Consider the following 18,388-nt stretch of genomic DNA (forward strand, 5'->3'; position numbering starts at 1 on the left):
GGTTGGACTATCACACAGTCGCGGCGGTATCCGCGACCGGAGCCGATTCGGAAGCACCGGCGGAATCGAGCTCGAGAACCTTCGAGGACCAATCCCAGACCTGGTTGAACAGGCCTTCGTTGTCGGTGAGCTTGACGCCGATGGACGGAACCATCTCGCGGAGCTTGCCCTTCCAACCCTGGAACTCGGTCGGGAAGCAGCGCTCGAGTACGTCCAGCATCGCCGGGACGGCCGTGGACGCACCGGGCGAAGCACCGAGCAGACCGGCGATGGAACCGTCCTCAGCGGCGACCACAGCGGTACCGAATTCGAGGACACCACCCTTGCCCTTGGCACGGCGGATCACCTGGACGCGCTGGCCCGCGGTGATGAGTTCCCAGTCCTGGGCCTGCGCCTTGGGCGCGAACTCACGCAGATCCCAGATGCGACCGGCTTCGTTCTTGGCAAGCTCGCTGACCAGGTACTTGACCAGGCCGAGCTCGCTGACACCGACACCGAGCATCGAGAGGATGTTGTTCGGCTTGACCGAGCCGGGCAGGTCGGTGACGCGACCCTGCTTGAGGAACTTCGGCGACCAACCAGCGTAGGGACCGAACAGCAGACCCGGCTTGTTGCCGATGACACGGGTGTCCAGGTGAGGCACCGACATGGGCGGGGCGCCGACGGCAGCCTTGCCGTAGACCTTGGCGCTGTGCTGGTCGATGAGTTCGGGGTTGGTGCATCGCAGGAAGGCACCGCTGACCGGGAAGCCACCGAAGCCCTTGGCTTCCTTGATGCCCGACTTCTGCAGCAGGTGCAGGGCGCCGCCACCCGCGCCGACGAACACGAAGCGCGAGCGAACGGTGCGCTTTTCACCGGTACGACGGTTGGTGACCTTGACGGTCCAGGACTTGTCCGAGTTCTGGGTCAGGTTGGTGACCTCGTGGCCGAAGTACATCTTGCCGCCGGTCTTGCCGATGTAGCCGATGAGCTGCTTGGTGAGCGCTCCGAAATCGACGTCGGTGCCGTCTTGGCTCCAGTTCAGGGCGATGGGATCGGAGAAGTCGCGTCCCTTGGCCATGAGCGGCAAACGCTTGCTGAACTCGGCCGGATCGTCGATGTACTCCATACCGCGGAAGAGCGTGTGGCCGGCAAGTGCGTCGTAACGAGCACGGAGGTACTTGGCGTTGGCCTCACCGTGAACGAAGCTCACGTGCGCGATGGGGTTGATGAATTCCTTGGGCTGCGTCAGGACGCCCTGCTCTACCGCGTGTGCCCAGAACTGGCGTGACACCTGGAACTGTTCGTTGACGTTGACGGCCTTCTTGATGTCGACCGTGCCGTCCGAGTTCTCAGGTGTGTAATTGAGCTCACACAGGGCTGAGTGACCGGTTCCCGCGTTGTTCCAGGGGTCGCTGCTCTCGGCTGCGACGGCATCGAGCCGCTCGAAGGTCGAGATCGACCAATCGGGCTGCAGCTGGCGCAGCAATGCACCCAGCGTGGCGCTCATGATGCCTGCGCCCACGAGCACTACATCCGTCTTCGTCTCTACCGCGTTCTGATTCGACACTGGAGAATCGACTTCCTTGTCATTAGCCGTGCGCGCATCCGCCTGCTGTGTTACGCCGAATAGGTTACCCGTGCGTACACGCGCGGTTCACCACCCCCAATTGTGCTCTACAACGCGCACTCGAAACGACGATTAGATTGTGATTTGTGACTACTTGGGTTCCAGACGTCCTCGGTGACGGATATCAGCAGCTGACGATCCCGCTCGGAACGGATCCGGACGGCGAAGGCGAGGTGGACGCAACACTGGTCCGCTACCAACCGCAGAAGGAGGCGGTGAAGACACGCCGTGCCGTTTTGTACGTGCACGGCTTCACCGATTACTTCTTCCAGAAGCACCTCGCCGAGCACTTTGCCGAGCAGGGTTACGCCTTCTTCGCACTCGACCTGCGTAAGTGCGGCCGCTCCCTCAAACCGGGGCACACAGCTCATTACGTCTCCGACCTTGCGCTCTACGACGCCGAACTGAACGAAGCGCTGCGCATCGTCCGCAGCGAGACCGAGGGCAGCGAGGTGCTGCTCATGGCGCACTCCACCGGCGGTCTGATCGTTCCGCTCTGGCTGAACCGTTTGCAGCGCAAGCCCGGTGGCAGCGACGGCGCCGGAATCTGCGGGCTGGTCCTCAACAGCCCCTGGTTCGACCTTCAGGGTCCCTCAGTGGTGCGCAACGTCGGTACTACGGCGATCGATGCGCTCGGACGGGTATCGGCGAAGACGGTGATCCCGGGAACTGGGCTACCGACTTACGGTTCCAGTCTTCATGTTTCGGCCAACGGCGTCTGGGATTACAACCTCGACTGGAAGCCACTGGCCGGCTGCCCCGTTACCTTCGGCTGGATGCGGGCCGTCCGAGCGGGTCACGCAAAACTTCACCGCGGCCTCGACATCGGAGTGCCCGCGCTGATTCTGCGCTCGAAGAAGTCGCAGTTCGCGAAGGCGTACAACCCGAGCGTCGACCTCGCCGATTCCGTGCTCGACGTCAAGCAGATCGCACGTTGGGCCGGTTGCCTCGGCGATCGCACCACCATCGTCCCGATCGACGGCGCCCGTCACGACGTGTTCCTTTCGACCGAGAAGCCCTTGGCCACAGCCTTTTCCGAACTCGACCTGTGGTTGGAGTGGCTCGACGGCCACCTCACCCCGGCCGCAGAAAATTCGGCAAGCACAGCAAGCAACACACAGGAGATCGCGCAGTGACGCACTACGACCTTGCAATCATCGGCAGCGGATCCGGAAACTCGCTGCCCGACGAGCGGTTCGACGGCAAGAAGATCGCAATCCTCGAAGAGGGCACCTTCGGCGGAACGTGCCTCAATGTCGGGTGCATCCCGACCAAGATGTTCGTCTACGCCGCCGAGGTGGCACGCACCGTCACCACTGCCGAGAAGTACGGCGTCGACGCCACGCTCGACGGCGTTCGTTGGTCCGACATCGTCAAGCGCGTCTTCGGCCGCATCGACCCCATTTCTGCAGGTGGTGAGCGGTACCGCAGCGAAGACAGTCCCAACACCACCGTCTACCGCGGCCACGCCACGTTCACCGGCGACAAGACGATCGACACCGGAACCGGCGAGACGATCACCGCTGACCAGGTGGTCATCGCAGCCGGTTCGCGTCCGATCATCCCGGACGAGATCGCGTCGAGTGGTGTGAAGTACTACACCAACGAAGACATCATGCGACTGCCCGAACTTCCCGAGCACCTCGTGATCGTCGGCTCCGGATTCATCGCCACCGAGTTCGCACACGTGTTCTCCGCGTTGGGTTCTCGCGTGTCGATCATCGGTCGCAGCCAGCGACTGCTGCGGCACCTCGACGACGAGATCTCCGAGCGCTTCACCGAGTTGGCCGAACAGAAGTGGGACGTCCATCTGGGCGCCCCCCTCACGTCGGTACGCGGCGACGGCGACAACATCGCCGTCGAACTGGCAAACGGCACAGTCGTTTCCGGTGACGTTCTCCTCGTCGCGGTCGGTCGTCAGCCGAACGGTGACCTACTCGGTCTCGACAAGGCCGGCGTCGAACTCGACGACAAGGGCTCGATCGTGGTCGACGAATACCAACGCACCACCGCCGAGGGCGTCTTCGCACTCGGTGACGTCTCCTCGCCGTACCAGCTCAAGCACGTCGCCAACCAGGAAGCGCGCGTTGTTCAGCACAACCTGCTCCAGGACGCGTGGAAGGACACGTCCGGGCTTCGCAGCACCGATCACCGCTTCGTACCGGCAGCCGTGTTCACCGACCCGCAGATCGCCGACGTCGGAATGACGGAGAAGCAGGCTCGCGACGCCGGACTCGACATCACCGTCAAGGTGCAGGCTTACGGCGACGTCGCGTACGGCTGGGCGATGGAGGATCAGGAGGGCATCTGCAAGGTGATCGCCGAGCGCGGCACCGGACGCATCCTCGGCGCCCACGTCATGGGTACGCAGGCTCCGACGGTGATCCAGCCGCTCATCCAGGCGATGAGCTTCGGTTTGTCAGCGCAGGACATGGCGCGCGGCCAGTACTGGATCCACCCGGCCTTGGCCGAAGTGGTCGAGAACGCGCTGCTCGGCCTGGACATCTGAGCCCCGCAGCCCTAATGACGCCGAAAAGGCGGGCACTCCTCGCAATGGGAATGCCCGCCTTTTCGTCGGTCAGAGTTTCACCAGGGGCTGGTACGCAGCACGATCTCGGTTGCGAGTTCGGCCGGTGCCGACTTGACGACGTCGTCGACACCCGGAAGTTCCGTCACGCGGAAGTCGGAGTACACGAAACGACCGCTGGCGTCGGCGATGGCCCGACCTCCACTGCCCACGACTACGGTGGTCGGAACCTCGACCGGCGGTACGCCGGCAATATCGCTCGCCGACGGATGTCCACGGTCCACCGCGATCAAACTCGCGAAGCGGCCGAACTGACGTGCAGCCAACAGCCACGCGAGATCGGCGCCCTCCCGGTGACCGACCAGATTCACCCAGGCGATGTTCAACTCGTCCAGAAGTACCACTGCCGAGGTCTCGTCGAGATTCTCGATCGATTCCACCGCGACGGTCCGCAGATCCGAATGGTGCAGTCGCTCACACACATCGTCGTACAAGTCGACGGGGTCGCCCTTGCCGGGGAGCAGGAGTACCGCATGCTTGCTGACCGGCCCGTCGATCCGAACGGTGCACGAACCACTGCCCACCGCTACTCGAGTCAATTCCATGTCTGGAAACGGTACGCGATCCACACTGTGGAGGACCCTGGAGTCGACAGAAGTATGACCACTCATACATTCACGCGCCGCTACGGGCCCGAATTGTTCGCTCTGCACCGCCTCTCCCCCGAGCGAAAGTGGCTTTCGGCGCATCTGAGGCGACCGATGTACCGTTCGCTCGAGTGGGGGTGGGCCGAACTCCAGTGGGGCGCGGCTCTAGGTACCGGACGGCTTGGGGAGCCTCGTCATTCCGTAGACGTGATCAGCGCGCACCGTGAGGATCTGTCGACGCTCCGCAACCATCGCTTCGCGGTACTCCTCCCAATCGGGATGCTCCTGACCGCTGATGTCCCGGTACAGCTCGACCAGGGCGTCCGACACTTCATCGTGAGGATCGGCCGCGACGGGTGTCACCACGGCAAGTCCTTCGATCACGGCGTAGCTCCAGAAGTCGGGCGCGCTGACGTGAAGGGAAACCCGCGGATCGCGGATCGCATTTTTACTCTTGGCGCGATCGGCCGTGACGGACACGGAAGCCGTCTTCGACTCGTCATCCCAGCGGTAAATGATGTTGGACAACTGTGGGCGGCCGTCACGCTTTACGGTTGCCAGCACACCTTGTTTTCCCTCGGCCACGAGTGCGAACAACGCGTCGTCGGTGTCTGTGTCATTGCTCATGTCTGCACCAACGACGCCGTGCGGCCGGTTTGTTCCGGAGGCAGTCCAGTTCGAAGATCGCGGACCGCAATCGCGCGATGTCTCTTCCCCCGATGGACGACAGCGGACAAAGATGGTCGACATGGCAACTTCTCGCGACATCCTCCGGCTGACTGCGTTCAGTTCGGATCCGGCCGGCGGTAATCCGGCCGGCGTAGTGCTCGACGCGCGTGGACTCGACGACTCCGAATTACAATCTGTTGCAGCCGAAGTCGGGTATGCCGAGACGGCGTTCCTCATCGAACCGGTACTCGGAGGCAACCCGCGCCACAGCCGGATCCGGTACTTCTCCCCTATCGCCGAAGTACCGTTCTGCGGTCATGCCACTATTGCGACGGCCATCGCTCTCACCGAGCGAGACGGTGACGGAACCTTCACATTCGAAACACCGATCGGACCGGTATCCATCGACACGGCGACCGACGAGGACGGAACGTCCACCGCGACCTTCACCAGCGTCGAACCATCGGTCTCGCCGATCGATCATGCTGTACTGACAGCACTGCTCGGGCTCATCGGCGTCGATTCGTCTGCGCTCGACGCGCGGTATCCCGCAATGCTCTCGTACGCCGGCAACACGCACCCGATTGTCGTACTTCGTGATCAGGCAGCCTTCGACGAGTTCACCTTCGATCCATCCGCAATGCGAACTCTGATGGACGCGCAGGGGTGGGCGGGCACGGTGACGATCCTGCATCCCCTCGACGACAACACCTTCGAAGCTCGAAATCTGTTTCCGGTGGGAAACATCGTCGAGGATCCCGCGACCGGGTCCGCAGCGGCGTCGACCGGCGGTTACCTGCGCAAACTCGAACCCGCGGCCACTCCGCGGCGGATCACCATCCACCAGGGCCGACACGTCGGGCGACCCAGCGTTCTCGCGGTCGAGATCCCGGTCGACGGCGGTATCGCGGTCACCGGCACCGCCGTGCCGACAGACGACCCCCGGTAACCACCAGCGATGAGTTTCTCCCGGCCGGCGGGTCTATTCACCAGAGCGACGTCACAAGACCATCGCATCGAGCCGGGAGAACATCATGTCTGCAATCGCTTCAACCGCACACAACCTCCACCTCACCAAGCCGCGCGCCGTACTCGGGGCCACGGTCATGGCCCTCGTCGCCAACCTGATCCTGTGGTTGATCGGCCTGGCATCGGGCGGATCGTTCGAGATGACAGATCAGGGAAAGGTGGCGAGCGTAGCTCCCGGCGGGGTCATCACACTTACGGTAGTGCCGTTGCTGGTCGGTTTGTCGCTCGCAATGTTGATCTCACTGAAGTGGGAGCCGATCATCCGCATCGCTCAAGTCTTGGGTGCAGTGTTTGCGCTCGGCACCATCGCCCTGACGATCGCCGCGGACTTCGACGCCGCCAGCACGGTCACGCTCGCGCTGATGCACGTGGTTGTCGCCGCGAGCGTGGTCGTCGCGCTAGAGGCCGTACGTCGGTCTCCGTCGAACTAGACCGCGGTAGGCGGCGCGGAATACGTCTCGACGATCTCGGCTGCCACGTCACGCAACTTGGTGTTCGTGGTCTGAGACTGCCTGCGCAGCATGTGAAATGCGGTGTCGGCGTCGATCCGATGGATGGCCATCAGCATGCCTTTGGCCTGTTCGATCGGCGCCCGAGTCTCGAGCGCGCGTTGCAGGGCGTCAGCTACGGCCTTGGCAGATTTGAAACGGGAGAAGTCTCCGATCGCGCGTGAGACTGTGGTCGTGAGAATCTCCATGACTTCCGCGTCGACGCTGTCGAAGGCCGCTGGGGCACGTCCGTACAGGTTGAACGAACCGAGTCGCTGATCCGGCGTGAAGAGCGGCGCCGCGAGAAAGGACTTGATCCCTTCGTCCTTCGCGGCCGCCGCGAACCGCGGCCAGCGTTCTGCGCTGGTCTCGGAATCAACGACTACGGTTTCACCGGTTCGAGCCGCATGCAGACATGGTCCGTCGCCGGCGTCGTATTGCTCGATGTCGACGCGCAGGGTCCGCGAATCGGTGTGAACGGCGGTGTAGGTCTGCCCGGCAAGATCGATGGTGACGCCGATGCTGTCGGCGCCGTCGATGGCGTCGTTCGCGATTTCGACGGCGCGCTGGAGCAAAACCACGAGTTCGTCCTCGTCGCCGATACTTCCTCCGAGCGCTGCCAGCAACTCCCGGACCGCGCTTGCAGTCAGCCGAGTTTCCGCAGCCTCGACGGCGACGTCAGCACCCGTTGCCGTCGCATCGTCCGGCATTACCGACGGCACCGAATCCTCGGTTCTCGGGTCGAAGCCTCTGGGGTCGAAAGCGGTATCCACGACGAAGCATTCTTCCAGCTACCCGGGCCGTCAGGAGAGTGAGTTCGGTGACAGAACCCGGCAAACCGCCGAGTCGTCATCGCCATCGGTCGAGCGCGAGACCCAGATTCCGCCTCGCCCGAGTGTGTTGGCCACGAACCGCGTCCGGACTCAGTTCCAGGACAACTGCGATCTGTGGATACGTCATGCCCTCCACTTCCCGCAAGACCCAGGCGGCGCGCTGACGCAGCGGTAGACGATCGAGTTCGGCTTCAAGAGCGTCGAGAAATGCTGTGCCGCAGACTTCTTCGCTCGGATCACGCAAACGGGGATCAGCTTCTTCCCGGAGTTCGTCCAGATCGGCGGCGCAGGAGCCGACTTTTCGATAGAAATCCGAGATCTTGCGAGAACAGATCGCGAACAACCAGGTCTTGGTGCTCGAGCGCCGCTGAAACCCCGGAAGTTGGCGCCACGCAGCGACGCAGGTTTCCTGGACGATGTCGTCGACGTCACTCTCGCTCGCGAGCAGTCGACGGGCAAATCGATACAAGTGCGGGCCGTATCGGCGGACGATGACGTCGAAGGCCGCGTGATCGCCGAGCATTGCCGAGTCGACCAGCACCTCGTCACTGAAGTCGGTCAGCAAGCCGTCGAATTGATCTGTCACCGCGCACACTCCTACTAGGGAGCCGTCGCGGGAGTGAGGCCTGGCTATTCTACCGCGTCCACGTCGACGCCCGCGGGAGCGCTCTCAGGCTTCGAGTGCGGAGGCAATGACGGGAAGCCCGATAGGCGCCCCACCGTTGATCAGTTTCTCGAGTAGATCCTGATCGAGGTGCTGCTCGACGAGATCAGCGAGAAGGTCGAGTTGTTGTTCTCGCACCGCGGCAACCGCGGTGTCGGGTGCAGCAACAAAACCGGGAACCGCGAGCTCACGCAGCAGGCTGCGCCGAAAGTCGTCACTTTCCAGGAGACCGTGCCAGTGTGTCCCTCGAACAGGCCCTCGCACACTGCCTTCCGGCATACCGCTCGAGTCCGCCAGCAATGGGAGGTCCCCGTTGCGCACGACGCGTCCGTGATGAATCTCGTACCCGGACACCGAGATACCGTCTGCCGTACCGGTCATCTGCGCCAGCACCTTGTCCGGAGCGAACTCGACATCGAGGTCCAGCAGACCCAGTCCCGCGGTGGTCCCTGATCCTGATTCGACGTCGTCGACGATGGAATTACCCAGCATCTGGTAACCGCCGCAGATTCCCAGGACTGCTTGCCCGCGACCTGCTCGCGCGACGATCTCGTCGGCCAGGCCGGTACTTCGCAACCACTCGAGGTCACTCACGGTGGACTTACTACCGGGGATCACCACGAGGTCCGCGTCGCGAATCCGCGACGGATCGGTCACCCACGAAACTGCCACGCCCGGTTCACATGCCAGTGCCTCGACGTCCGTGGAGTTGGAGATGCGCGGGAGCCGAACCGCAGCAACGGTGAGCCAGGCCGAACCGACGGGTGGGCCCGGGCGCCCTACCGGGGCATTGCCGGTGACGCCAAGCGAATCCTCGGCGTCGAGCCAAAGATCGTCGGCAAACGGGATCACTCCGAGAGTGGGTCGACCGGTGAGGCTGCGCAGTTGTTCCAGTCCGGGTTCCAACAGTGCAACGTCACCGCGGAATTTGTTGATCACAAATCCCGCGATCAATGCCTGGTCGCTCGGCGAGAGCACAGCAACGGTCCCGAACAGATGGGCCAGGACGCCGCCGCGATCGATGTCACCGACGACGACGACCGGAATCCGCGCAGCCTCAGCCAATCCCATGTTGGCAAGATCCGTTGCGCGCAAGTTGATTTCGGCCGGTGAACCGGCGCCTTCACAGATCACGACGTCGAACTCGGATCGAAGCGATTCGAGATCTTCGGCCACGACGGCACGAAGCCACTGCCGATGCTGCATGTAGTCGCGAGCACCCACTGTGGTCATCGCCTTGCCCCGAACGACCAATTGCGACGTGCGGTCACTTCCAGGCTTGAGCAGCACCGGATTGAATCGAACACTCGGCTCCAGACCGCATGCACGCGCCTGAAGTGCCTGCGCACGGCCGATCTCTCCGCCGTCCAGCGTGACCACGGAGTTGTTCGACATGTTCTGCGCCTTGAACGGCGCCACTCGGACGCCTCGACGCGCCAACATGCGACACAATCCGGCCACCAGAACGCTCTTGCCTGCGTCGGAAGTAGTGCCTGCTACCAGCAGAGCGCCGCGCATCTCCGAACTCAAGGCAGGGTGAGAATCTCTGCACCGGTCTCGGTGACCACCAAGGTGTGCTCGAACTGCGCCGTCCACTTACGGTCCTTGGTGACGACGGTCCAACCGTCCTCCCAGATCTCGTAGTCGATACCACCGAGGTTGATCATCGGTTCGATCGTGAAGACCATGCCCGGTTCGATGATCGTCTCGACCGCGGGCTCGTCGTAGTGCAGGATCACGAGGCCGTTGTGGAAGGTCTCGCCGATTCCGTGTCCGGTGAAGTCCCGGACGACGCCGTACCCGAACCGATGGGCGTAGGACTCGATGACACGTCCGATCACGTTGAGCGCGCGGCCGGGCTTGACGGCTTTGATGGCCCGCATCGTTGCCTCGTGTGTGCGCTCGACGAGCAAGCGGTTCTCTTCGGACACGTCACCGGCGAGGAATGTCGCATTGGTGTCGCCGTGTACCCCGTTGATGTACGCGGTGACGTCGATATTGACGATGTCGCCGTCCTGGATCACAGTCGAGTCGGGGATTCCGTGGCAGATCACCTCGTTGAGAGACGTGCAGCACGACTTGGGAAAGCTCTTGTAGCCCAACGTCGACGGGTATGCACCGTGGTCGAGCATGAACTCGTGTGCGATGCGGTCGAGTTCGTCGGTCGTGACACCGGGAGCGACAGCCTTGCCGGCTTCCTGCAGCGCGCCTGCAGCGATCTTGCTGGCGATGCGCATCGCCTCGATCGTTTCCGGCGTCTGAACCCAGGGCTCGTTGCCCTCTTTGGCGGTCGGCTTCCACGCGTACTCGGGCCGCTCGATCTTCGAGGGCACAGCGAGGACGGGAGAGACGGTTCCAGGGACCAATGGGGTACGCACAGACATGCAGAACAGCCTAGACCTCGCGTCGCGCGTCAGCCGGATGCACTCCAGTTCCGGAAAACCGGGTCGACGAGAATTCTGACGGGGGTCGACATCGTCTGTCCGAATTCCTCGAAGAGCACGTCGCGAGATTCGAAGGTGCCCAGATCGCGGTCGACGAATTCGGAGAAGTCCAAGCAATCACACGAAACAGACTTGCCCCAACTGATCGGAGCGCGTCCGATCGCGTCGAACAGTGTCTCCTCGCCGGTGTTCGTGAACGGTTCGAGCGCTGAGACCACCGCAGGTGAAACGATCTCGGAGATGTCCTGCCAGCGTCCGTCGACCAGAAATTCCGGCCACGCCAGCAGCACTGACTTCGGAATCACCGCATGTAGACGCCGAAATCTCGGGTACCAGAATTCCCCGCGTAGTACGAGACCGCGTACTCGGGTGGCGATTCCTCGGCGGCGAGCCAACGCTTCGACGACAGCCAGTCTCTGACTGCAGGATCCGCGCCCTCGACTCAATGTCACCGAGACGGGTTGCCGGTCGTCGAGGCCGTACACCGGCCGAATATTTGCAGCGACGCTGCGATGCGCCGACACCAGGAACTCCTGCGCCGACTGGATCGCACCTTCTGCAATGTCCTCGTAGAGGCGGGCCACGTCGTCGTGGCCCCAGTCGAGGATCGGAGTTGCGGCCACATCGCCAACCGACGCGTCGTGGCGGATGTCACCTTTGCGGATTCCACCGAGCAGTACGCACGTCATGTCTCAACCGTAGTGCGCGACCGGAATCCGTGGAGCCTGACAGAATCCCAACCGTGAAGAAATGGCTGTTGTTGATCACCGCGATCCTTACCGAGGTGTCTGCGACGCTGTCGTTGCGCGCCGCCCTCGATCACCCGGCTTGGTACATCGTGGTCGTCGGCGGATATCTCGCAGCATTCACCGCCTTGTCGTTCGTCCTGCGGGAGGGCATGGGACTCGGTGTTGCATACGGAATCTGGGGCGCAACCGGAGTTGTCCTGACCGCAGTATTCGCAACGGCCCTTTTCGGAGATCCTCTGACGGCCACCATGGGCGTCGGGATTGCACTGGTCATCGGCGGAGTGCTGTGCGTCGAACTCGGCTCTCAGGCTGCCGCCGACAGCGGGCCGGCGGACCCGGCATGACCTTCGTATTTCTGATCGCTGCAATTATTTCCGAGGTCACCGCGACATTGTCACTACGGATGGCGTCGCAGGACGGCAGCGACAAACGATGGCTCGCGGTTGTCACCGTGGGGTATCTCGCCGCTTTCGCCTTCCTGACCCTCGCGCTCGACGCGGGCCTCACCATCGGCGTCGCATACGGAATCTGGACCGCATGCGGAGTGGCGTTGACGGCAATCGCATCCCGTATTCTCTTTCGCGAACCGCTGACCAGGCTCATGATGGTCGGGATCGGCCTCATCGCGGCAGGCGTGCTTCTCATCGAACTCGGTGCGAGTCACTGATCGCTGCCCACATCAGTGTAAGGTTTACCTAACTTTGCTCTGGAGGTAGTCCACGGTGCTGATCCCTGCCCTTCGTGAAATCGACGACGGTCCACAGCTGGACGACGATTCCCACTTACGGGAATCCGACCGCCACACTCCGATGGCGCGCGCCGTCCCGGCGCCGTTCCAACTCACGACGTACATCGTCGAGACCGACCACATCACCCGGTGGCCAGAGCACGCTCACATCGAGCACGAACTGATCTGGTCCGACCGCGGTGTCGTCAACATGATCATCGACAATCAACTCTGGACCGTCACGCCCGGCGTCGGCCTGTGGATCCCCCGCGGGGTCCTCCACGAAGGTCAGGCAAATCCCCACGTCGCATTCCGCGCCACGCTCTTCACCCCCGAGCTGTGGACCCCCGCCTGGAACGAACCGTGCATCGTGACACTGAGTGAGGCAGCCCGGGCACTGCTGATACACCTCGCCCACACCGGAATGCCTGCAGAACAACGCCTTCGGGCACAGCAGGTTTGTGTCGATCTCCTCACGCCGGCATCAGCACCTCACTTCGACGTACCGATCCCCCGAGATCCGCGGCTACGGATGCTCGTCGACAAAGTGCTGTCGGATCCCGCCGACGATCGATCACTCGATCAGTGGGCTCACGTTCTCAATCTCAGCCGACGTACGGTCACCCGGATTTTTGCCGCGGAACTCGCCTTGAGCTTTGCGCAGTGGCGCACTCTGGTTCGTATGAGCACGGCCCTCGGCATGCTCGGGACCGGAATGAGTGTGAACGCCGTCAGCCGCCGTGTCGGTTACGGGACGTCGAGTTCCTTCATCGCCGCTTTTCGCAAGACGGTCGGCTACACCCCCGGCAATGCGCTCGCCGCTGTCAACTGACTCGAGCCTGACCTGTTGTCGACATCGGCTGGCCCCTTCGCTACACGCACGCGCCCTACATTCACTTAGGTAAGCCTGCTCTCATGCGCGTACTGCGCTGAGTCGTGCAAGCACTTCCCTGATCAATCCCGAGGAGTTTCGCGTGTTCAGATCTGCCCGTCAGAGAATTCGTCCCCAGCGGAGGCGACGAATCGTTGTTGCGCTCATGCTGGCGGCGGCACTGCCTCTGACCGCCTGCACACAGTCGTCATCGGACGCCCAGGAAAACAATTCATCGGCATCCGCCGTCGAGGACGGCGCCTATCCCGTGACGATCAAGCACGCTTTCGGCGGGACCACCATCGACAAGGAGCCGACACGGATCCTCACCCTCGATTCCGCAGCGGCAGACACGGTCATCGCCCTGGGTGTCACTCCGATCGCGATGCAGAAGGACTCTTGGGCCGGCGACGCCGACGGGTTCCTGCCGTGGACCCGCGCCGAACTCGAAAAGTCGGGCCAGACGCTGCCCACGCCTGCGCCGTACTACTCCGACAGCGGCGAGCTACTGTTCGAGCAGATTCTCAATGCCGCGCCTGATTTGATTCTTGCCCCGTACTCGGGCTTCTCCGAGCAGGATTACCAGCGCCTGAGCTCGATCGCCCCGACCCTCCCGTACGACACCAAGCCGTATCAGCCCAGCTCGTGGCAAAACCTCGCCACCGATGTCGGCAAGGCACTCGGGCGTCCCGCTCAAACCGCGGCGCTGATCAAGTCGGTTGAGGAATCGGTCCAGGAATCGAAGGCGAGTCATCCCGAATTCAACGGAGTCACTTTCGCCTTCGGTTCCTACATCCGTGAAGGAGAAACCGAAACCGCCATCTACGGTCCGGACGATCCGCGCGTCAAGTTTGTCGAAAACCTCGGGCTCACAGTCGCTCCCGACGTGGTGAACGGCGCCAAGAACTTTGCCGGCGACTCGTTCCTTTTCGGCATCAGTATGGAAAAGCTCGACACGATCGACACCGACGTGTATCTCGGTTGGGCAAGCGATCAGTCGGAAGTCGACAGCACATTGGCCAACACTCTGTTCTCGCGGTGGCCGGTCATCGCCAACGGCAAGGACCTGTGGATCACCGACAATCGCCTGACTGCAGCGACAATGTACGTCAGCCTTCTGAGTGTTCCGTGGGCGACCGACGAACTCGTGCCACAGTTGACCGAACTGGTCGCAAAATAGCAGCCCGCTCGGTCTGATCAAGCAACTGAAGGCCACTCACCGCGAAGTGTCGCGAAAACCACGGTGTCGGTCCACTCGTTCTTGATCCACGCGTTCTGCCGAAAACGTCCCTCTCGCCTCATACCGATCCGCTGCGCGAGTCGCGCCGAGGATTCGTTTCTCGAATCCATTCGCGCGACCACGCGGCGCAATCGGGGTGTCGCGAACGCGAGGTCGATCAGAGCGGTCACTGCTTCCGTCGCGAATCCTCGGCCGCCGAACTCGGGCGAAAATGCCCACCCGAGTTCGGCGGTGTGCTCGACTTCGGCTGTGCAATCAGATTCTTCGACTCGCCAAGCACTCACGCTTCCGACAACCCGGCCCCCGTACTCGACAACAAGTGCCACCGCGCCCGATGCCAGGTCGCGGCGAGACATTCTGGTCTGCACGGCCTCCCGAGCCTCCGCGAGACTCCAGGGTTCGTTGAGCAAATATCGGCATACGTCGCTGCGCCCGTAGAAGGTGAGAAGATCCCGGTGATCGCCTGGGCGGTAGGTACGGAGCACCAGCCGGTCCGTCCGGATCACACCCGGTGCAGGCCTCATCGCCACACCTACGTCCCCATATCCATACCGTCACGGTAGGTTCTTTCGAATTCGTAGGCGAATGAATATCGCAATGCTGTGCAGCGCTCAATGTTTGATTTGCCCTCCGACGGGCTACTTCACCACCGTAAAAGGTCGGGACAGGGAAATATGCCAGGCTATTTCGCGCTTGAAATCTAGGGGCGGTCATGTCCGAGGATTCACTGGTAAAGCAGGGTGTGGCAAAAGGAAGCGCGCTGGGCGGAGCCGTTCTCCTCATCACAGTCGGCGTGCTCGAAATCCTCCAAGGCATCTCGGCGATATCGGAGGACGACGTGACAGTCGTCGGCCCGGAATACACGTACCAATTCGACCTCACTTCGTGGGGATGGATCCACCTCGTACTCGGTGTGCTCGTCACCGCTGTCGGAATCATGCTCTTCACCGGCGCGACGTGGGCACGGGTAGGCGCGATAGTCATCTGTTCTCTGTCGATCCTCGCGAATTTCCTGTGGCTACCCCACTCGCCGTGGTGGTCGATCATCATCATCGCGCTCGACGTATTCGTCATCTGGGCCGTCGCGACCTGGAATCCCGAGGTCATCTGAGGTCACCCGCCGAATCATCTTCGCAGTTCAGCATTTCAACTGTGCGCCAGTAGTTTCCGTCCCGGGAGGACCATCATGGCAAACGGCACGAGCGACGGACCACTCCAGGAGGACGAACGTGCCGAACTAGCCCGGTTGCGCGAAGAGGTAGCAACACTTCGCGAGCAGACTCCCAGCGCCCGCGAAACGACCGTCGAGAAAGTCTCCCGACCACCTCGACATGGGCTGCGGTGGACCGCGGTGACAATCCTGCTGGTGCTGGTCGCACTGCTCGCAGTCTTGTCGGTAACCACCCGCTTCGTACGTAGTCAGATCCTCGACACGGACCGCTACGTCAGCACGGTAGCGCCACTGGGTGAGAATCCAGCCGTGCAAGCGGAGATCACGAATCAAGTCACGGACGAGATCTTCGATCGCGTCGACGTCGAAGGGCTCACCACCGAGGCACTCACAGCATTGACGGACGTGTCGAATCTCGAAGCCAACGCCCCTCGCGTGGACCAGGCGTTGGTGGGTTTGGCACCGGTGATCGCCGGCCAGGCGAAGAGTTTCGTCCACGACACAGTGGCCTCGCTCGTTCGGACGCAGCAGTTCGAAGACCTTTGGATTCAGGCGAACCGAGCGGCGCACAACTCCCTCGTCGCCGTCATGACCGGAAACTACGGACCCGACTCGGTCGAGGTCGACCAGAGCGGAACGGTCAGCATTTCACTGAGCACGATCATCGACCGGGTGAAAACGACGCTGACCGACCGCGGCTTCGCTTTCGCAGACAAAATCCCGTCCGTGGACAAGGAGTTTGTTCTCTTCCAGTCCCCCGAGCTGGTGAAGGCGCAGCGAGCCGTCTCGGCACTCGACAAGGTCTCGGCGGTGCTGCCGTGGTTGGGAATCGCTTGCGCAGCAGCCGCTGTCGCCGTTGCGCCAACCGGTCGCAGGCTTCGTACGCTGTCCCTGGTCGGTCTGTCGATTGCGTTGGGAATGCTTGTTCTTGCGATCGGAATTCTGATCGGACGTGCAATCTACCTCGACAGTGTCCCTACCGATATCCTCTCGCCAGACGCCGCCACCGCTGTCATCGACACAGTTCTGGTTCCGCTTCGGACGAGCCTTCGCGCGGTTGCGCTCCTCGGTGTGGTGGTGGGGCTCGGCGCCTACCTGATCGGTGGGTCGTCGTCGGCGATCGCCGTTCGTCGAGGCTACGGGCAGGCGTTGGACTTCGTCCGGCATTCTGCAAGCGGCCGAACGCCGAATCAGGTGGAGCGGTGGGCCAATCAGCTTCGTGTCCCACTGCGCTGTGCCATCATCGGCATCGCCGCCCTGTTGCTGCTCTTCTGGCGCTACCCCACCGGATTGGTCGTTGGTTGGATCGTCGTCATTGCGCTCGTTGCTCTCGTCGCACTGGAAGTATTGGTTCGTCCCGCACGCGCCGCCGCGCAGGACGCCGGGCCTGACGACGGCGGAACCGACGACGCCAGGCCCGGGGCAGAAGATACGAAAACTACGCCAGCGCCTTTGCCTTGATGGCCTGGAATTCCTCTTCGTTGATCGCGCCTGAGTCGAGAAGCTCTCTGGCGTCGGCGATCTGCTGAGTCGGCGATTTCCCGGCGACCTTTCGAATGTAATCACTCCGCGCGTGTATGTGCTGTTGAGCGGCTTCCATCGACCGCCTCGTCATTCCGTCATTCTTGACGACCACGTAGATCATCGCGGACAGGAATGGAATGACGAAGAGGAATATCATCCACAACGCCTTGGCCCAGCCCGAAGTCTCGTGATCACGGAACAAGTCGGTGATGATCGAGAACAACACGCTCAAGTACGCCACAAAGGCAAAGCAGACGAAGATGAACCAGAAGAATTCCCAGAAGCCTTCCATGTCAACGCTCCCTGTACTCGGTTTTACACATCAGGAGTTCGGGAGGCTGACGTTCCGCGCCTGAGCTCCTGCATTCGGCCAGAACTCCCTGGTCCAAGGTCATTTCAGTATGCGCCGACGATCCCCGTTCCGGCTACAGTTCGAGAGAGTTCAGACTCGCCGACCGCTCATCCATTATCGGAATCACGATTCTCCGATCCGAGATCTCTTGTCTGGCCGCTTTTTCGACCAGAAGAGGCACGAAGTCGCGGATCCGACATCCCGCAAAACGCTGGTGAATTGTTCGCACTCTGTTTTCGATCTCCGGTGGAGGAACGGCGGGATAGCGGGAAATCAGGCGAGTGATCACCCGCTCGACGTGGAGCAACTCTTCGTCGCCAGTCATCCATTAATGGTCGTCCGTCCAGCCGAGCACGTCAAGACTCGGAAAGGGTTCGAAAACAACACGATTCGGGTCTCGATTGCGAAGAGAATAGGTTCACCGAATATGGGGCATACACATAAGGGCGGACGGTTCCCCGCGCGCTCGCGTTGCGCTCATGATGCCAGGGAGTGGAAGTGGGAAAGAACGCTCGGATTCTTCACGACGACACCCCGTCGACCCTTACCGACGACGCGCCGCCCGTGGCAGAAAAGCCGATGAAGAACAAGGTGTACCGCCGCAAACTCAAGCCGTTGCACGGCGAACTCGTGGCTTTGCAGGAGTGGGTCAAATCGTCTGGAGCCAAGGTCTGCATCGTATTCGAAGGTCGAGATACCGCGGGGAAGGGCGGTGTCATCAAAGCCATCACCGAGCGAGTGAGTCCGCGAGTGTTCCGGGTCGTTGCGTTACCCGCCCCGACCGAGCGAGAGCATTCGCAGATGTATGTCCAGCGCTACGTCCCGCATCTTCCGGCTGCCGGTG

At 62.1% G+C, this 18,388-nt stretch carries 22 protein-coding genes; 11 read left to right on the forward strand and 11 right to left on the reverse strand.

The window, feature by feature from the left end:
• Window positions 1-10: 10 nt before the first annotated feature.
• Window positions 11-1,549 (reverse strand): malate dehydrogenase (quinone), encoded by a 1,539-nt coding sequence (gene mqo / locus ACYP01_RS24405; RefSeq protein ID WP_003942820.1) that lies wholly within the window; start codon window positions 1,547-1,549, stop codon window positions 11-13.
• A 146-nt stretch (window positions 1,550-1,695) separates the two neighbouring features.
• Here mqo and ACYP01_RS24410 point away from each other — a divergent pair, with 146 nt between their 5' ends.
• Together ACYP01_RS24410 and mtr are read left to right on the forward strand one after the other, a co-directional pair.
• Window positions 1,696-2,745 carry an alpha/beta hydrolase gene (locus ACYP01_RS24410; RefSeq protein WP_404649512.1) on the forward strand — a complete coding sequence of 350 codons (1,050 nt, stop codon included), beginning with the start codon at window positions 1,696-1,698 and terminating at the stop codon, window positions 2,743-2,745.
• Window positions 2,742-4,118: a mycothione reductase gene (gene mtr / locus ACYP01_RS24415; protein ID WP_459682872.1), complete on the forward strand. Its 1,377-nt coding sequence runs from the start codon at window positions 2,742-2,744 to the stop codon at window positions 4,116-4,118. Before ACYP01_RS24410 ends, mtr begins: the two co-directional genes overlap by 4 nt.
• Before the next feature lie 77 nt (window positions 4,119-4,195).
• On the opposite strand, the gene ACYP01_RS24420 is transcribed toward mtr, so the two are convergent.
• Both ACYP01_RS24420 and ACYP01_RS24425 read right to left on the reverse strand, forming a co-directional pair.
• Window positions 4,196-4,741 (reverse strand): alpha/beta fold hydrolase, encoded by a 546-nt coding sequence (locus ACYP01_RS24420; protein ID WP_003942671.1) that lies wholly within the window; start codon window positions 4,739-4,741, stop codon window positions 4,196-4,198.
• A 207-nt stretch (window positions 4,742-4,948) separates the two neighbouring features.
• A complete protein-coding gene (locus tag ACYP01_RS24425; protein WP_042925813.1) occupies window positions 4,949-5,410 on the reverse strand; it encodes a PPOX class F420-dependent oxidoreductase in 462 nt (153 codons plus the stop codon).
• Between the two features lie 121 nt (window positions 5,411-5,531).
• Between ACYP01_RS24425 and ACYP01_RS24430 the strand changes: the two genes are divergently transcribed.
• The gene (locus tag ACYP01_RS24430) at window positions 5,532-6,401 is read left to right on the forward strand and encodes a PhzF family phenazine biosynthesis protein (RefSeq protein ID WP_235808388.1); all 870 of its coding nucleotides are present in this window, start codon (window positions 5,532-5,534) and stop codon (window positions 6,399-6,401) included.
• A gap of 85 nt (window positions 6,402-6,486) precedes the next feature.
• Window positions 6,487-6,912, forward strand: coding sequence for a DUF6069 family protein (locus tag ACYP01_RS24435; protein ID WP_459682875.1), 426 nt, complete (start codon window positions 6,487-6,489; stop codon window positions 6,910-6,912).
• Here the strand turns inward: ACYP01_RS24435 and ACYP01_RS24440 are convergent.
• The 5 genes from ACYP01_RS24440 to ACYP01_RS24460 all read right to left on the reverse strand — a co-directional run bounded on the left by ACYP01_RS24440 (window position 6,909) and on the right by ACYP01_RS24460 (window position 11,599).
• On the reverse strand, window positions 6,909-7,742 hold the full coding sequence (locus ACYP01_RS24440) for a GAF and ANTAR domain-containing protein (RefSeq protein ID WP_311094735.1): 834 nt from the start codon (window positions 7,740-7,742) through the stop codon (window positions 6,909-6,911). The two genes, ACYP01_RS24435 and ACYP01_RS24440, sit on opposite strands and share 4 nt — an antisense overlap.
• A gap of 76 nt (window positions 7,743-7,818) precedes the next feature.
• Entirely contained in the window at window positions 7,819-8,388 is a 570-nt protein-coding gene (locus tag ACYP01_RS24445) for an RNA polymerase sigma factor (protein WP_064688758.1), read from the reverse strand.
• Window positions 8,389-8,472: 84 nt separating this feature from the next.
• On the reverse strand, window positions 8,473-9,984 hold the full coding sequence (locus ACYP01_RS24450) for a cobyric acid synthase (RefSeq protein ID WP_064688757.1): 1,512 nt from the start codon (window positions 9,982-9,984) through the stop codon (window positions 8,473-8,475).
• Window positions 9,985-9,992: 8 nt separating this feature from the next.
• Entirely contained in the window at window positions 9,993-10,850 is an 858-nt protein-coding gene (gene map, locus ACYP01_RS24455; protein ID WP_007734970.1) for a type I methionyl aminopeptidase, read from the reverse strand.
• 29 nt (window positions 10,851-10,879) lie between these two features.
• The gene (locus tag ACYP01_RS24460; RefSeq protein ID WP_459682879.1) at window positions 10,880-11,599 is read right to left on the reverse strand and encodes a transglutaminase domain-containing protein; all 720 of its coding nucleotides are present in this window, start codon (window positions 11,597-11,599) and stop codon (window positions 10,880-10,882) included.
• Between the two features lie 53 nt (window positions 11,600-11,652).
• On the opposite strand from ACYP01_RS24460, the gene ACYP01_RS24465 reads away from it, so the two are divergent.
• The 4 genes from ACYP01_RS24465 to ACYP01_RS24480 all read left to right on the forward strand — a co-directional run bounded on the left by ACYP01_RS24465 (window position 11,653) and on the right by ACYP01_RS24480 (window position 14,437).
• On the forward strand, window positions 11,653-12,003 hold the full coding sequence (locus ACYP01_RS24465; protein WP_003942817.1) for a DMT family transporter: 351 nt from the start codon (window positions 11,653-11,655) through the stop codon (window positions 12,001-12,003).
• Window positions 12,000-12,326: a DMT family transporter gene (locus ACYP01_RS24470; RefSeq protein ID WP_003942819.1), complete on the forward strand. Its 327-nt coding sequence runs from the start codon at window positions 12,000-12,002 to the stop codon at window positions 12,324-12,326. The genes ACYP01_RS24465 and ACYP01_RS24470 overlap by 4 nt, the downstream gene beginning before the upstream one ends.
• Window positions 12,327-12,381: 55 nt before the next feature.
• Window positions 12,382-13,218: a helix-turn-helix transcriptional regulator gene (locus ACYP01_RS24475; RefSeq protein WP_007734963.1), complete on the forward strand. Its 837-nt coding sequence runs from the start codon at window positions 12,382-12,384 to the stop codon at window positions 13,216-13,218.
• A 142-nt stretch (window positions 13,219-13,360) separates the two neighbouring features.
• On the forward strand, window positions 13,361-14,437 hold the full coding sequence (locus ACYP01_RS24480) for an iron-siderophore ABC transporter substrate-binding protein (RefSeq protein WP_223304443.1): 1,077 nt from the start codon (window positions 13,361-13,363) through the stop codon (window positions 14,435-14,437).
• A 17-nt stretch (window positions 14,438-14,454) separates the two neighbouring features.
• Here ACYP01_RS24480 and ACYP01_RS24485 read toward each other — a convergent pair whose 3' ends face one another.
• Window positions 14,455-15,021 carry a GNAT family N-acetyltransferase gene (locus ACYP01_RS24485; RefSeq protein WP_459682882.1) on the reverse strand — a complete coding sequence of 189 codons (567 nt, stop codon included), beginning with the start codon at window positions 15,019-15,021 and terminating at the stop codon, window positions 14,455-14,457.
• 188 nt (window positions 15,022-15,209) lie between these two features.
• On the opposite strand from ACYP01_RS24485, the gene ACYP01_RS24490 reads away from it, so the two are divergent.
• Both ACYP01_RS24490 and ACYP01_RS24495 read left to right on the forward strand, forming a co-directional pair.
• Window positions 15,210-15,608, forward strand: coding sequence for a DUF7144 family membrane protein (locus ACYP01_RS24490; protein WP_007734954.1), 399 nt, complete (start codon window positions 15,210-15,212; stop codon window positions 15,606-15,608).
• A gap of 75 nt (window positions 15,609-15,683) precedes the next feature.
• Window positions 15,684-17,129, forward strand: coding sequence for a hypothetical protein (locus ACYP01_RS24495; RefSeq protein WP_459682885.1), 1,446 nt, complete (start codon window positions 15,684-15,686; stop codon window positions 17,127-17,129).
• Here the strand turns inward: ACYP01_RS24495 and ACYP01_RS24500 are convergent.
• Together ACYP01_RS24500 and ACYP01_RS24505 are read right to left on the reverse strand one after the other, a co-directional pair.
• On the reverse strand, window positions 17,107-17,484 hold the full coding sequence (locus ACYP01_RS24500) for an SHOCT domain-containing protein (RefSeq protein WP_459682887.1): 378 nt from the start codon (window positions 17,482-17,484) through the stop codon (window positions 17,107-17,109). The genes ACYP01_RS24495 and ACYP01_RS24500 overlap by 23 nt on opposite strands.
• A 133-nt stretch (window positions 17,485-17,617) precedes the next feature.
• Window positions 17,618-17,869 carry a three-helix bundle dimerization domain-containing protein gene (locus tag ACYP01_RS24505; protein ID WP_007734945.1) on the reverse strand — a complete coding sequence of 84 codons (252 nt, stop codon included), beginning with the start codon at window positions 17,867-17,869 and terminating at the stop codon, window positions 17,618-17,620.
• A 191-nt stretch (window positions 17,870-18,060) separates the two neighbouring features.
• On the opposite strand from ACYP01_RS24505, the gene ACYP01_RS24510 reads away from it, so the two are divergent.
• Window positions 18,061-18,388, forward strand: a 328-nt coding sequence (locus ACYP01_RS24510; RefSeq protein WP_459683052.1) for a polyphosphate kinase 2 family protein, incomplete at its 3' end; no start/stop codon positions are given.

This window comes from Rhodococcus sp. no. 34 (assembly GCF_054589475.1).

What these genes read in the sequence shown, in the direction of transcription:
- ACYP01_RS24435 (WP_459682875.1), top strand. Translation starts at nt 6,487, where the DNA reads ATGTCTGCAATCGCTTCAACCGCACACAACCTCCACCTCACCAAGCCG.
- ACYP01_RS24505 (WP_007734945.1), bottom strand. Translation starts at nt 17,869, where the DNA reads ATGACTGGCGACGAAGAGTTGCTCCACGTCGAGCGGGTGATCACTCGC.
- ACYP01_RS24470 (WP_003942819.1), top strand. Translation starts at nt 12,000, where the DNA reads ATGACCTTCGTATTTCTGATCGCTGCAATTATTTCCGAGGTCACCGCG.
- ACYP01_RS24430 (WP_235808388.1), top strand. Translation starts at nt 5,532, where the DNA reads ATGGCAACTTCTCGCGACATCCTCCGGCTGACTGCGTTCAGTTCGGAT.
- ACYP01_RS24460 (WP_459682879.1), bottom strand. Translation starts at nt 11,599, where the DNA reads ATGACGTGCGTACTGCTCGGTGGAATCCGCAAAGGTGACATCCGCCAC.
- ACYP01_RS24425 (WP_042925813.1), bottom strand. Translation starts at nt 5,410, where the DNA reads ATGAGCAATGACACAGACACCGACGACGCGTTGTTCGCACTCGTGGCC.
- ACYP01_RS24500 (WP_459682887.1), bottom strand. Translation starts at nt 17,484, where the DNA reads ATGGAAGGCTTCTGGGAATTCTTCTGGTTCATCTTCGTCTGCTTTGCC.
- map (WP_007734970.1), bottom strand. Translation starts at nt 10,850, where the DNA reads ATGTCTGTGCGTACCCCATTGGTCCCTGGAACCGTCTCTCCCGTCCTC.
- ACYP01_RS24450 (WP_064688757.1), bottom strand. Translation starts at nt 9,984, where the DNA reads ATGCGCGGCGCTCTGCTGGTAGCAGGCACTACTTCCGACGCAGGCAAG.
- ACYP01_RS24490 (WP_007734954.1), top strand. Translation starts at nt 15,210, where the DNA reads ATGTCCGAGGATTCACTGGTAAAGCAGGGTGTGGCAAAAGGAAGCGCG.
- ACYP01_RS24495 (WP_459682885.1), top strand. Translation starts at nt 15,684, where the DNA reads ATGGCAAACGGCACGAGCGACGGACCACTCCAGGAGGACGAACGTGCC.
- ACYP01_RS24485 (WP_459682882.1), bottom strand. Translation starts at nt 15,021, where the DNA reads ATGAGGCCTGCACCGGGTGTGATCCGGACGGACCGGCTGGTGCTCCGT.
- ACYP01_RS24420 (WP_003942671.1), bottom strand. Translation starts at nt 4,741, where the DNA reads ATGGAATTGACTCGAGTAGCGGTGGGCAGTGGTTCGTGCACCGTTCGG.